At 67.5% G+C, this 13,628-nt stretch carries 12 protein-coding genes; 5 read left to right on the forward strand and 7 right to left on the reverse strand.

What is annotated here, in order from left to right:
* Positions 1 to 133 precede the first annotated feature (133 nt).
* A complete protein-coding gene (locus tag ACWEVR_RS16635; RefSeq protein WP_067497270.1) occupies positions 134 to 424 on the forward strand; it encodes a hypothetical protein in 291 nt (96 codons plus the stop codon).
* A gap of 107 nt (positions 425 to 531) precedes the next feature.
* Here ACWEVR_RS16635 and ACWEVR_RS16640 read toward each other — a convergent pair whose 3' ends face one another.
* The gene (locus ACWEVR_RS16640) at positions 532 to 1,716 is read right to left on the reverse strand and encodes a thiolase family protein (protein ID WP_084457523.1); all 1,185 of its coding nucleotides are present in this window, start codon (positions 1,714 to 1,716) and stop codon (positions 532 to 534) included.
* 167 nt (positions 1,717 to 1,883) lie between these two features.
* Between ACWEVR_RS16640 and ACWEVR_RS16645 the strand changes: the two genes are divergently transcribed.
* From ACWEVR_RS16645 to ACWEVR_RS16655, 3 genes are read left to right on the forward strand one after another with little or no spacing between them, the layout of a single operon-like run.
* Positions 1,884 to 2,756: a hypothetical protein gene (locus tag ACWEVR_RS16645; RefSeq protein WP_452467617.1), complete on the forward strand. Its 873-nt coding sequence runs from the start codon at positions 1,884 to 1,886 to the stop codon at positions 2,754 to 2,756.
* Between the two features lie 29 nt (positions 2,757 to 2,785).
* On the forward strand, positions 2,786 to 4,711 hold the full coding sequence (locus ACWEVR_RS16650) for a fumarate reductase/succinate dehydrogenase flavoprotein subunit (protein ID WP_452467618.1): 1,926 nt from the start codon (positions 2,786 to 2,788) through the stop codon (positions 4,709 to 4,711).
* Between the two features lie 2 nt (positions 4,712 to 4,713).
* Positions 4,714 to 5,457, forward strand: a complete 744-nt coding sequence (locus ACWEVR_RS16655; protein ID WP_452467619.1) for a succinate dehydrogenase/fumarate reductase iron-sulfur subunit — start codon at positions 4,714 to 4,716, stop codon at positions 5,455 to 5,457.
* Between the two features lie 15 nt (positions 5,458 to 5,472).
* Here ACWEVR_RS16655 and ACWEVR_RS16660 read toward each other — a convergent pair whose 3' ends face one another.
* The 6 genes from ACWEVR_RS16660 to ACWEVR_RS16685 form a co-directional block, all read right to left on the reverse strand.
* Positions 5,473 to 5,610, reverse strand: coding sequence for a hypothetical protein (locus ACWEVR_RS16660; RefSeq protein WP_243749793.1), 138 nt, complete (start codon positions 5,608 to 5,610; stop codon positions 5,473 to 5,475).
* 96 nt (positions 5,611 to 5,706) lie between these two features.
* Positions 5,707 to 5,919, reverse strand: a complete 213-nt coding sequence (locus ACWEVR_RS16665) for a DUF397 domain-containing protein (RefSeq protein ID WP_067497277.1) — start codon at positions 5,917 to 5,919, stop codon at positions 5,707 to 5,709.
* A complete protein-coding gene (locus ACWEVR_RS16670; protein WP_067497279.1) occupies positions 5,916 to 6,116 on the reverse strand; it encodes a DUF397 domain-containing protein in 201 nt (66 codons plus the stop codon). The genes ACWEVR_RS16665 and ACWEVR_RS16670 overlap by 4 nt, the downstream gene beginning before the upstream one ends.
* Positions 6,113 to 7,012 carry a helix-turn-helix domain-containing protein gene (locus ACWEVR_RS16675; RefSeq protein ID WP_452467620.1) on the reverse strand — a complete coding sequence of 300 codons (900 nt, stop codon included), beginning with the start codon at positions 7,010 to 7,012 and terminating at the stop codon, positions 6,113 to 6,115. Before ACWEVR_RS16675 ends, ACWEVR_RS16670 begins: the two co-directional genes overlap by 4 nt.
* 79 nt (positions 7,013 to 7,091) lie before the next feature.
* Positions 7,092 to 8,027, reverse strand: coding sequence for a DNA-3-methyladenine glycosylase family protein (locus ACWEVR_RS16680; RefSeq protein ID WP_452467621.1), 936 nt, complete (start codon positions 8,025 to 8,027; stop codon positions 7,092 to 7,094).
* Positions 8,028 to 8,255: 228 nt separating this feature from the next.
* Complete coding sequence (locus ACWEVR_RS16685; RefSeq protein WP_452467622.1) at positions 8,256 to 11,201, reverse strand: FAD-binding and (Fe-S)-binding domain-containing protein; 2,946 nt, start codon at positions 11,199 to 11,201, stop codon at positions 8,256 to 8,258.
* 168 nt (positions 11,202 to 11,369) lie between these two features.
* Here ACWEVR_RS16685 and ACWEVR_RS16690 point away from each other — a divergent pair, with 168 nt between their 5' ends.
* Positions 11,370 to 13,253: an ABC transporter ATP-binding protein gene (locus ACWEVR_RS16690; RefSeq protein WP_452467623.1), complete on the forward strand. Its 1,884-nt coding sequence runs from the start codon at positions 11,370 to 11,372 to the stop codon at positions 13,251 to 13,253.
* The last annotated feature ends 375 nt before the right edge of the window (positions 13,254 to 13,628 follow it).

A 13,628-nucleotide genomic window follows, 5' to 3' on the forward strand; every position in this document is an offset into this window, starting at 1 on the left:
AAGATCAGTTACTGTGGTGGAGATCACGTTGTGTGGTGAGTCACACAGCTCGGTGCAGCGCGGCCCGGGAGCTTTTCGGGCGTGCCCGTGATCCGGCGAGTCGGTATGCCCGCCATATACCCAGGAGGTAACGATGACACGCAGCGATATCGCGGAACTGCGCTACGCGGTCGGCCAACTCCGGCAATCGATCGGCGCACTGCGCTCCAACTACGGCGACGCGGCCACCGTGCGCCGATTGGAGAACGACCTCGAGCGGCTCGTCATCGACGCCGAGGACTTCGAGCAGGCGCCCCCGCCGGAACTGGCCGTGCCGCGCCGGGCGGAACCGATCTATGTTCCCGACAGCAAGTCCGACGAGGCCGCCTGGATGGGTGCGCAGGACGAGGGCCTCGGCTTCCACTCGCGGCCGAGGACCAAGTAGGAGCACTACCTCGGCGCGGCAGCCTCCGGGTTGCCGCGCCGATCCCTGTCAGCGGCGCACGAGCCTGACACACTGCCGCGGGACTCGCCCACGGTGCCGCCGACCGGTCAGGCGCGGTGTCTACCCAATCGCCGACTGCTGCGTACACCGTGGAAGCGGGCGCCGCGTGGGGTCTCGACCGGCTCGTCGGATTCGGCGGATTCGAACAGCGCGGCGATGCCGTGGTCGTGGCCGAGGGCGATGGCTTCCAACCCGAATCGCCCGCCGGTGCGGCCGAGTTCGTGCAGCATCGTGGTCATGATCCGCAGGCCGGTCGCACCGACCGGGTGACCGAGCGCGATGTCGGAACCGTTCACATTGAGGCGATCGAGCGGGTCGAGTTCCCAGGCGGTGGCCAGGGCGAGCACCTCCACCGCGTAGCCCTCGTTGATCTCGAGCAGGTCGACATCGTCGAGCGTGTGACCGGTGCGGCCGAGCAGTTTGGCGACCGCCGGTGCGGCGCCGAGCGCGGGCCCCGAGGTGTCACAGCCCGCGGCGGCCCAGCCCGCGAGGAAGGCCATCGGGGTCAGGCCGAGCGAGGTCAGCCGGTCCTCGGCGACGACCAGGCAGGCCGACGCACCGAGCCGGTGGCTGCTCATGTTCCCCACCGTCACCACGCCGTCGGGCAGCAGGGGCCGCAGGCCGGCCAGGGTGTGTGTGGACAGGTCGTCGCGCACGCCTTCGTCACGGCCGATCTGGTGACCACCGTGTCCCGGGCCGACATCCACCGGAACCACTTCCGCGCCGAACGCGCCCTGGCGCCAGGCCCGCGCGGCTTTGCGATGACTGGCCACGGCGAATTCGTCGGCCGCGGCGCGGTCGATCCCGTAGTAGCCCGCCAGCCCTTCGGCATTGTGCAGGCCCTCGACGCCGCCGGGTAGTCCGGCCGGGGTGGTCACGCATTCCACTCCCCCGGCGACCACCACGTCGGCGGCGCCGGTCTGCACCATCATGGCCGCGGTGATCACGGCCTGCAGCCCGCTGCCGCCGTGCCGGTCGGTGAGGAAGCCGGGCACCGCGAACGGCAACCCGGCGCCTCGTGCGGCCAGCGCACCGACGGCAGGCACGTTCGCCAGGCCGCCGTCGACGCAGGCCATGGCGACGTCCTCGATGCGCAGCGGGTCGATGCCGGAGCGTTCGATCACCGCCGAAAGGACCGTCGTCGCCAGCCACTCGGCGGGCATTCCCGACAGCGCTCCGCCCTCCACCCCGCTCGGGGTGCGGACCGGCGCCACGATCGCGGCTCTTCTCATCGCCATAGGGCACCACACGTTTGTTGCACGGGCATGACGCGCCTTCACAGGCGCAACGCTGTGATGGAGATCACCGCCATGCGCGGCAGGTGAGTGCGTGCGACCCGACTCGAGCGGCCGGAACACAGGCGTATGGTGCTCCACATCACAGTCCACAGCGGTGGGGAATGATTGCCGCCGCACACCTGCAGAGCAGCGAGGCATCGACCGTGAGTGCCGCACCGACCACCACCCCCGCCGCGGGGACCGGCGTCTTCAGCCGAACAAGGGCCCGTATCGCCGCGCGCACATTGCGCACCGACCGCTGGTGGCTGCCGCCGCTGCTCACCACCCTCGGCCTGACCGCCTTCGTCGTCTACGCGACGGTCAGATCATTTGTGCGCACGGCCTATTGGGTGCCGGAGTACCACTATCTGACACCGTTCTACTCCCCCTGCCTCAGCGATTCGTGTGTGCCGGGTTCGAGCCATTTCGGTACGCCGTTTCCCGAGCTGCCGATGTGGATTCCGCTCGGGTTCGTGGTGCTGCCGTTCCTGCTCGGGTTCCGGCTCACCTGCTACTACTACCGCAAGGCCTACTACCGGTCGATGTGGATGTCGCCGCCGGCGTGCGCGGTGGCCGAACCGCACGCGCGCTACAGCGGCGAGACACGGTTGCCGCTCATCATCCAGAACGCGCACCGCTACTTCTTCTATGTGGCGCTGGTCGTTTCACTGATCAACACCTACGACGCACTGTCGGCGTTCCACGGCAGCGGCGGCGGTTTCGGCTTCGGCCTGGGCAATGTGGTGTTGCTGGTGAACGTCGTCCTGCTGTGGGCGTACACGCTGTCGTGCCATTCGTGCAGGCATATCGCGGGCGGCAGGCTCAAGCATTTCTCGGCTCACCCGGTGCGGTACTGGTTCTGGACTCAGGTGTCCAAACTCAACACCCGCCACATGGCGCTGGCCTGGACCACGCTCGGCACCCTCGTCCTCACCGACTTCTACGTGATGTTGGTGGCGAGCCAGACCATTTCGGATCTGCGGTTCGTGAACTGAACCGCGACAACGCGAGGAGCTTCATTTCGATGCCAGAGGTGGAACGGCACGACTACGACGTCGTGGTGATCGGGGCGGGCGGCGCGGGTCTGCGAGCCGTGATCGAGGCACGCGAGCAAGGCTTTTCGGTGGCGGTGGTGTGTAAGTCGCTGTTCGGCAAGGCACACACCGTGATGGCCGAGGGCGGGTGCGCGGCCTCGATGGGCAATGCCAACGAGAAGGACAACTGGCAGACCCACTTCAAGGACACGATGCGCGGCGGCAAGTTCCTCAACAACTGGCGGATGGCCGAGCTGCACGCCCGCGAGGCAGCCGACCGGGTGTGGGAGCTGGAAACCTATGGGGCGCTGTTCGATCGGACGCCGGACGGACGCATCTCCCAGCGCAATTTCGGCGGCCACACCTACCCGCGTCTGGCGCATGTGGGTGACCGGACGGGGCTGGAACTGATCCGGACCATGCAGCAGAAGATCGTGTCGCTGCAGCAGGAGGACTACGCGGCGACCGGCGATTACGAGGCGCGGATCAAGGTCTTCGCCGAGTGCACGGTCACCGAGCTGCTCACCGAGGGCGGAAGGATCGCCGGTGCGTTCGGCTACTACCGCGAGTCCGGGCAATTCGTGCTGTTCCGGGCGCCCGCGGTGGTGCTCGCGACCGGCGGTATCGGCAAGTCCTACAAGGTCACCTCGAACTCGTGGGAGTACACCGGCGACGGGCACGCCCTCGCGCTTCGCGCAGGTGCCACGCTGATCAATATGGAGTTCCTGCAATTCCATCCGACGGGCATGGTGTGGCCGCCGAGCGTGAAGGGAATCCTCGTCACCGAGGGTGTGCGCGGTGACGGTGGCGTGCTGAAGAACTCCGAGGGCAAGCGGTTCATGTTCGACTACATCCCGCCGGTGTTCAAAGGCCAATACGCCGAGACCGAGGCCGAGGCCGATCAGTGGTTGCGCGACAACGACTCCGCGCGCCGCACCCCCGACCTGCTCCCCCGCGACGAAGTGGCACGCGCGATCAACGAGGAGGTGAAGGCGGGCCGCGGCACCGAACACGGTGGGGTATACCTGGATATCGCGTCCCGGATGCCCGCCGAGGAGATCGTGCGGCGGTTGCCGTCGATGCATCACCAGTTCAAGGAGCTGGCCGATGTGGACATCACCGCCGAACCGATGGAGGTCGGCCCGACCTGTCACTATGTGATGGGTGGTATCGAGGTCGATCCCGATACCGGTGCGGCCATAGTGCCCGGATTGTTCGCTGCCGGTGAGTGTTCCGGCGGCATGCACGGTTCCAATCGACTGGGCGGGAATTCGCTGTCGGACCTGCTGGTGTTCGGCAGAAGGGCAGGCCTCGGCGCCGCGGCCTACGTCGGCGGGCTGACGGAGCGCCCCGCACCCACCAACGCCGATATCGAGTCGGCGGCGAAAACCGCTCTCGCACCGTTCGATCCGCCGACGGACGGCGCAGGCGAAAACCCGTACACCCTGCACGCCGAGCTGCAGGAGACGATGAACGACCTCGTCGGCATCATCCGCAAGGAGCACGAGGTGCGCGAGGCCATCGACAAACTGGCCGACCTGCGCGCCCGGTACGCGCGGGTCACCGTGGTGGGCAACCGGCACTTCAATCCCGGCTGGCACCTGGCGCTCGACCTGGCCAACATGCTGCTGGTCAGCGAATGCGTTGCCCAGGCGGCGCTGTTGCGCACCGAGAGCCGAGGTGGACACACCCGCGACGACCACCCGGGCATGGACCCGACCTGGCGCAATTCGCTGCTGGTCTGTGCGCTGGATCCGGCGCGCTCGGACGGACTGGTTCCCGGCGTCACCGTCACCCGCAAGGAACAGACTCCCATGCGCGAGGACCTGCTGGCACTGTTCGAATTCTCCGAGCTCGAAAAGTACTACACCGAGCAAGAATTGGCGACCCACCCGGCCGCCGAAGGAAAGGCGTGACCATGGGATACGACGCTCGTTTCCGGGTCTGGCGCGGTGACATCGACGGCGGCGACCTGCAGGACTACACCGTCGCGGTGAACGAGGGCGAGGTGGTGCTCGACATCATCCACCGCCTGCAGGCCACCCAGACCCCCGATCTGGCGGTGCGCTGGAATTGCAAGGCGGGCAAGTGTGGTTCGTGTTCGGCCGAGGTGAACGGGCGGCCACGGCTGCTGTGCATGACCCGCATGTCGACATTCGCCCCCGACGAGGTCATCACGGTGACCCCGATGCGCACCTTCCCGGTGGTCAAGGATCTCGTCACCGACGTGTCGTTCAACTACGAGAAGGCCAGGGAAATCCCGTCTTTCGCGCCGCCGGAGCTGGCGCCGGGCGAGTACCGGATGAAGCAGGTCGACGTGGAGCGCTCGCAGGAGTTCCGCAAGTGCATCGAATGTTTCCTGTGCCAGAACACCTGTCACGTGGTGCGCGACCACGAGGAGAACAAGCAGGAATTCGCCGGGCCGCGCTACCTGATGCGTATCGCGGAACTGGAGATGCACCCGCTCGACACCGCCGACCGGCGCGAACTCGCCCAGGAGGACGCGGGCCTCGGCTATTGCAATATCACCAAATGCTGCACCGAGGTGTGCCCGGAACACATCAAGATCACCGACAATGCGTTGATTCCGCTCAAGGAACGGGTGGTCGACCGTAAATACGATCCGATTGTCTGGCTCGGCAATAAATTGTTCCGGCGATGAGACCGTGGCTGTCCGCTACAAGACAGCCACGGTCCCTACCGCTACCGATCCGACCAGTAATCCGATGAACAGCGCCGCGAGCAACGATCCGGTGAGTGTGTAGATTCCGATCGCCGATACCGCGAAAAGCAGGATCACGATCAGGCGTTCCACCCCGTCCTCAGGCGCCAGCCTCCGGTACCGGGGTGCAGTTTTCTTCAACCCTCGGTCCATGGCGAAGGATTACCCACCGGGGGCATTCGGCAAACGTTACGGGCGGTCGAACTCACCGTCGTGTACGCCCGCCGTGAACGCCGCCCATTCGCTCGGAGTGAAGATGAGCACCGGGCCGTCCGGGTTCTTGCCGTCACGCAGGGCTACGTTGCCCTCGTCGAGCATCGCCACCTCGACGCTCGCGTCGTCACCGTCGCCTGCGCGCTGCCAGGTGGCCCCGGTGAGATCGATATCGCGTTTGGTGTTCACGCCAGTACCCCGGTGTCGATGCTGCGGGTGAAGGCGTCCCAGCTCGGTCCGTCGAAGACCAGCGCGGGCCCCGCCGGATTCTTGCTGTCACGCACGCCGACGTGCCCGCCGAACAGAAAGGCAACTTCCACGCAATCTTTGTTCGCGCTGCTGCGGGTGCTCTTGAACCAGTGTGCGTCGACGAGATCGAAACTCATGCCACATACTCCTTCGCGACCCGCCGGAGCAGGTCTCTACTCGGTTGACAATCCAGCGCATGGCGCCGGAGGCACTCGTGAGCCCGGTCGTACCGTGTGACATCCGTGCGTCGTTCCAGGTAGAGGTCGCCGGTAAAGCCTTCGGCGTACACCACCGGTGGTTCGACCGGTTTACCGCTGCCATCGGTGCCGAACTCGAGAACCGTGAAAGGTCCGGTGGAGACTCCGAGTGGAACACCGGCGGCAAACGGCAGAATACGCAGTGCGACATTGCCCCGGGTACCGAAATCGGCAAGATGGCGCAACTGCGCAGCCATCACCTTGGCATTACCGACGACGCGATGCAAGACCGACTCGTGCACAACGACATCGAGTTCGGCCGGTTCGTGTTCGCGCCCGATCAGGGTCTGGCGCTGCATGCGCAGCGACACGCGCCGTTCGAGTTCGGTGGGTGAATCCTTCGGGCAGGCAAGTCGATTCAGTGTGCGCACATAGTCCGCGGTCTGCAGCAGACCGGGGACGAGCTCGGATTGATAGGTGCGCAGGGTGCGGGCGGAAGCCTCCAAACCGATGTAGATGTCGAAGTTCTCGGGAATGAGGTCGCCGTACGCGTGCCACCAACTCTTGACGGCGGCCTGCTGAGCAAGCCCCGCCAGTCCGTCGGTCACCTCGCGCGGAACGCCGTAGATTCGGCAGAGTTCGTTGATATCGATGGTGCGGATGCGGTCGGCGTGGCCCTTTTCCAGGCGTTGCAGGGTGCTCGCCCCCCATTCCATGCGTTTGGCCGCCTCGGCGATGGTCAGGCCCGCCTTGGTCCGCCATTCACGCAGATGGCGGCCGAGTTGACGGCGCGGCAGCGTAGACGCCGCCGGAGTTCGGTTAGATGCAGTGGCCACAGCCGTGCTCCTTCGATTCGCGCTGTGGGGAATCCTGCACTCTCCCTTGGGTTCCGTGCAGTGAATTGGGGCCGATCGATCAGCGGGCGCGGTGATCGGTGATCGGTGTGCGCGGGCCGAATTTCGGTTTGTGGGCCTGGCCGCTGAGCATGAGCAGACGCACGGCCCGATACCGGTGTGGGCGAAGAGGTTCCAGGTAGGCGACCATGGCGTCGTCATCGATGGGGCGCCCGAGCAGGCTCCAGCCGACGGTGGCGGCCAGGTGGAAGTCGCCGACGGAGAGGGCGTCGGCGTCACCGAACGCGCGCTGTGCGGTCTCGGCGACGGTCCACACGCCGATGCCGGGGATACTGCGCAGCCGGGTCGCCGCTTCGCGCGGGTCGAGGCAGGCGGTGCGTTCGATGGCGTCGGCCACGCGGGCGGCGCGCACGATCGTCTGCGCGCGCTGTGGGCCCACATTGGCGCGATGGAATTTCCACGACGGGATCCGCCGCCAGGTGTCGGCGTCCGGCGCGATCATCAGGTCGCCCGGACCGGGGGCCTTGGTGCCGAACTCGCGCACCAGCGTGCGGTACGCCGCGAAGGAGGACTTGGTGTGCACCTTCTGCTCGAGAATCGCCGGGATCAGCGATTCGAGCACCAGGCCGGTGCGCAGCATCCGCAGGCCGGGGACGCGGCGGTGCGCCTCGACCAGCTTGGGATGCTCGGGGGCGAAATCCTCGACGTTCTCCTCGAGGCACAGCATGCGGTCCAGGCCGCTGAGGAACTCCTCCGCACCGGGACCCCAGGCGCGTGCGTGCACGCCGTCACGGCCGTCCTGGGTGAGCCGGTAGGTGACCGGGCCGCTCGGCAGGCGCGAGGCATGCCAGTGCGAGCCGTCCGGGTCGGTGCGATGGCAGGGATCGCCCATTCCCCGGCGCAGGGGCGCCACCGTGAGCCCCACGTCGAAGGGCCTGCTCGACCGGACCGTCCGTGACAGCCCGGCCAGGTCCGGGTTCAGGGTCTGGTCACGCACCGACCCATTGTGCGCCCTTCTCCCCCGACGACGCCATTTCGTAATACCGACCACATTCGCGACGATGAAACCCTCGTCGGCAAACAGTCGGCATCCCCTCGTCACAGGAGGCAACGGATGATCACGGACGCGCTCAACTGGCTGCTCGCCGCATGGGGCAATATCTTCGCAGGCAGTTCCGGGTATCAGATCCCGCCGGGCACCCTGCCCTTCGGCAGCTGAGCCCGGTCACCGTTCCAGCAGGTACCTGGCCAGATGCAGGCCGGGTCTGCGGGCCAGCTGGGCGGCCTGGGTGCGGCAGGAGAAGCCGTCGGCCAGGAAGACCGCGTCCGGTTCCAGCGTTTCCAGCGCCGGGAGCAGAGCATTGTTCGCGACCGCTACGGAGATGTCGTAGTGGCCGCGCTGCATGCCGAAGTTTCCGGCGAGCCCGCAGCAACCGGCCAGTTCCCGGACCGTCACGCCCATCGCCGCGAGGATGGTTCGTTCGGCGGTGAAGCCGCCGACGGCGTGCTGGTGGCAGTGCGGCTGGACGACGACCGTGTCCGCGCGGGCCGGCGGTCGCCAGTCGGGGTGCTCGAGGAGGAATTCGGCGAGCGTGCGGACCGATGCGGCCACCCGGGCGGCGCGTGGGTCGTCGGGGAGCAGCTCGGGGAGGTCGGCGCGCAGGGTGGCGGTGCAGGACGGTTCCAGCCCGACCACCTTGCCGCCCTCGGCCACGTGGGGGGCCAGAGCATCGACGGTGGCGCGCAGGCGGCTGCGTGCGCCGTCGAGCTGGCCGGTGCTGATCCAGGTGAGGCCGCAGCAGACGCGGGTGGTGGGGATGACGACCCGGTAGCCGAGTCGTTCGAGGAGTTCTGTTGCGGCGAGGGCGTTTTCGGGGTCGAAAGTGTCGGTGAAGGTGTCGATCCAGAGCAGGACGGTGCCGCGTTCACCCGGCTGAGTGGCATGTTCACGGTCGATCTGAGTGGCATGTTCACGGTCGATCGCGAGCTGTGAGAAGGGAGGGTGCGCACTCGATAGTGGCTCGGTGCGCTGGTTTCCGCCCAGCGCCGACCACATTCGACGGAACGACTTCGACGCCAGCGTCGGCATCTCGCGGCGAGTGTCTATGCGAGACAGGCGCATTCCGATTCGACGCAGGAACTTTGCGTCGGCGAGTCTGTTGACCACGCGTGGGGCACGTTGCGCCAGGGCGAGCCAGCGGGGGAGTTGGCCGAGCACGTAATGATCCACCGGGCGGGGGCGGCGGCGGTAGCGGCGGTAGAGGATTTCGGATTTGTAGGTGGCCATGTCGACACCTGCGGGGCAGTCCGAGGAGCAGGCTTTGCACGACAGGCACAGGTCGAGAGATTCCTCGACTTCCTCTGCATGCCAGTCCAGTTCCCCACGGACCACTTCTTGGAGGACCCGCGCGCGGCCACGTGTGGTGTCCTTTTCGTCGCCGGTCGCCAGGTACGACGGGCACATGAAGCCACCCGATGCACCGGTGTCGGCTCGGCACTTGCCGATTCCTACACATCTGTGCACAGCTGTGGATAAATCGCCGTTGTCGTTGTGGAGGGCGAAGCCATGGGCCCGGACCGGGCTCAGACCGGCTACGCGCAGGTCGGTGTCGACGGGGCGCGGGGTGACCAGCACGCCCGGGTTCAGGATGCCGTCCGGGTCGAACAAGGATTTGAAGCCGGCGAAAGCCGCGCGTGCGGCCGGCGAGTACATGACCTCGAGCAGTTCGGAGCGGGCGCGACCGTCACCGTGTTCGCCGGACAGTGAACCACCGTGGCGCACAACCAGATGCGCCGCGTCGAAGAGAAACGAGCGGAAGCGCTGTGGGGCGTCGGCGATGGGGAAGTCGAGACGGACGTGGATGCAGCCGTCGCCGAGGTGGCCGTAGAGCAGCCCGGATACGTCGTATTCTTCGGTGAGCGAGGCGAATTCGCGCAGGTAGGTGCCGAGACTTTCCGGGGGGACTGCGGCGTCCTCCCAACCAGGCCAGGCCGGTTTGCCGTCGGGGGAGCGGCCGGCGAGGCCCGCACCGTCGGCCCGGATACGCCAGAGTGCTTTCGTCTCAGCGGCATCCGTGACTATGCGGTGGTCATCGGCGTGAGCTTCCTTGACGAGTTGCCGGGCTAGCGCCAGGGCTTCGGCGGGTGTGGCGCCTGCGGTTTCGACGAACAGCCAGCCGCGGCCGCGTGGGAGGTCGGGGACCGTGCCGCGGTGGGTGCGTACGACGTCGACCAGACCGGCATCGATTCCCTCCACCGCGATCGGTGCGCACTGCATGACGGCCGCGATATCGTCCGCGGCCGAGGCGATATCGGGGTAGCCGAGCACGGTGAGGACTGTCGCGTCCGGCAGGGGAGCAAGCGCGACTTCGGCTTCGAGCAGCACGCCGCACGTTCCTTCCGAGCCTACGAAAGCCTTCGCTGTCGACGAACCTCGTTCCGGCAAGAGGTGTTCCAGGCTGTATCCCGACGCTTGCCTGTCGAACCGGCCGAGTTCTGTCCGCAGCACCGCGAGGTTGTCGCGGGTGAACTCCGCCAGGCCCGGTATCACGGAAAGCCCGGATGTTCGGAGGCTGCTGTCCGGCAATCGGCCGTCGGCGTGCGACCGCGCAGGCGTGGAAGGGCCGGTGCCGAAGCGCCGCTCGGTGGCCGTTCCGTCGAGAATGCGTAGTTCACGGACCGTGTCGGAGGTTCGGCCCCAGGCCAGGGCGTGGGGGCCGCAGGCGTTGTTACCGATCATGCCGCCGAGGGTGCAGCGGTCCTGGGTGGAGGGATCGGGACCGAAGCGCAGGCCGTGCGGGCGCAGGTGGGCTTGGAGGTCGGAGAGTACGAGACCCGGTTGAACCCGTGCGGTCGCGGACTCCACGTCGACAGCACGAACGGCATTCATATAGCGGCTGAAGTCGACGACGATCCCGGGGCCGATCGCGTTTCCGGCCACGGAGGTGCCCGCCCCACGCGGGGTCACGGACAGGCCGTTCTCGCGCGCGAATTCCAGCGTCGCCGCCACATCGTCGTCGCCGCGCGGGAAAACGACCATGGTGGGCCGGACGCGATAGTTGGAGGCGTCGGAGGAGTACTCGGCCAGTCTGCGCGAGGACACATCGACCACGCAGCCGACCCGCGATCGCAAAGCATCGGCCGACCGCTCCGCATCCACGCGCCTCGTCACTCGTCCAGCCTATTCCCGGTGCTCACCTCGGCCCGGGTGACCACCCGCCCACAAGCCGCCATCCGGCCCAGTTGGGTAGCCCGAATTTCGGCTTGCTCTCAACCTAACTTGAGGTTCTACTGTCGGTGGGCAGGAGTTGACTGGGCGGGGAGCCGAGGGAGAGCACACATGAGTATCGAGTCCGTGGCCTACAGCCAGATGTATCGGCGGATGAACGCGCCGGAGGAGGAGCGGCCGTTCAGCATGGCCACCGCGCGCCGGATCCTGCGGTTCGCGCAGGCACACCGCCGCCGGATTTCGGCGTTCCTGCTGCTCAGCGTGGTTGCCGCCGTGCTCGGTGTCGCAACGCCGGTGCTGGCGGGCAAGGTGGTCAACGACATCGTCAATGGGTCGGCGCCGCGCACGGTGGTGATTCTGGCGCTCGCCATCGCGGGGTTGGCGATCGTCGACGCGGGGCTCGGGCTGGTGATCCGCTGGCTGTCTGCGCGGATCGGTGAAGGGCTGATCCTCGACCTGCGGACCGCCGTGTTCGACCACGTGCAGAAGATGCCGGTGGCGTTCTTCACCCGGACCAGGACGGGTGCGCTGGTGAGCAGGCTGAACTCCGATGTGATCGGCGCGCAGCGCGCGTTCAGCGACACCCTGTCCGGCGTGATCACCAACCTGGTGACGCTGCTGCTGACCCTCGCGGTGATGCTCAGCATCTCCTGGCAGATCACGCTGCTGGCACTCGTGCTGCTCCCGGTGTTCGTCATCCCGGCCCGGCGCGCGGGTAATCGTCTCGCGGAGATGCAGCGCGAGGCCGCCCAGCTCAACGCGGCCATGAGCACGCAGATGACCGAGCGGTTCTCCGCGCCCGGCGCCACCCTGGTGAAGCTGTTCGGCAGGCCGCAGCAGGAATCGGCGGAATTCGCCGTGCGGGCCACCCGGGTGCGCGACATCGGGGTGCGCACGGCGATGCTGCAGACCACGTTCGTCACCTCGCTCACGCTGGTGTCGGCCCTGGCCCTGGCCCTGGTCTACGGTCTCGGCGGTTGGTACGCGCTGGCAGGCAGCCTCGACGCGGGGTCGGTCGTCGCGCTGTCGCTGCTGCTGACCAGGCTCTACACCCCGCTCACCGCGCTGGCGAGTGCCCGGCTCGAGATCATGTCGGCGCTGGTGAGCTTCGAGCGGGTGTTCGAGGTGCTGGATCTGAAGCCGCTGATCGAGGACGCGCCCGGCGCCGTCGCGGTGCCCGACGGCCCGGTCTCGGTGGAACTGGACGGCGTGCACTTCGGGTACCCGTCGGCCGACAAGGTGTCGCTCGCCTCGCTAGAGGACGTCGCCACGCTCGACACGCGCGGCGGGGTGGAGGTGCTCCACGATGTATCGCTGCGCGCCGAACCCGGCCAGCTGATCGCGCTCGTCGGTTCCTCCGGTGCGGGCAAATCGACCATCGCCCAACTGGTTTCGCGACTCTACGACGTCAATTCCGGCTCGGTCCGGCTCAACGGCACCGACGTGCGTGAGCTCACCACCGAATCGATCCAGCGCGCCGTCGGCCTGGTCACCCAGGACGGGCACCTGTTCCACGACACCATCCGCGCCAACCTGCTGCTCGCCCGCCCCGAAGCCACCGAAGACGAACTCTGGGACGCCCTGCACCGCGCCCGCCTCGGCGACTTGGTCGACTCGCTCACCGACGGCCTCGACACCGTCGTCGGCGAACGCGGCTACCGCCTCTCCGGCGGCGAACGCCAACGCCTCACCATCGCCCGCCTGCTGCTCAAGCAGCCGCGCGTAGTGATCCTCGACGAGGCAACCGCCTCCCTGGACTCCACCTCCGAAGCCGCCGTCCAGGAAGCCCTCACCGAGGCCCTCACCGGCCGCACCGCCCTGGTGATCGCCCACCGCCTCTCGACCATCCGCGCCGCCGACCAGATCCTCGTCCTGGAAGACGGCCGCATCATCGAACGCGGCACCCACGCCGACCTCCTCAACGCCGACGGCCGCTACGCCGAGCTCTACAGAACCCAGTTCGCCGACGACCCGATGGCACCGGCCATCGCTTGATTCGAACCCCGGGCCGGAACCCCTCGGAGCCCGCCACACACCGCACTCCCAGCCACCCGGCACCACTCAGGTAAGCCACCTACCGCACTCCCAGCCCTACTGCACCACTCAGTGCGCCACCTACCGCACTCCCAGCCACACCGCACCACCCAAGTCCGCCATGACCGCACCCCGAACCACGCACCCTTCCCGACCTCGAGGAGGGAACGCCGCGAAGCGGCGCAGCGGCCCGGCCGCGCGAACAGCGCTCGAAGCGCATGCGCGAAGCGCGAGTCTCGAGCGCGTCCACCGCGTGGGTGGCGACCGGGCCGACGACAGCGGCCCAGCGCGCGGACCACGGTGCCAGATCGGCGATCTCGGGGAAGATCCATTCGT

This window comes from Nocardia sp. NPDC003979 (assembly GCF_053605015.1).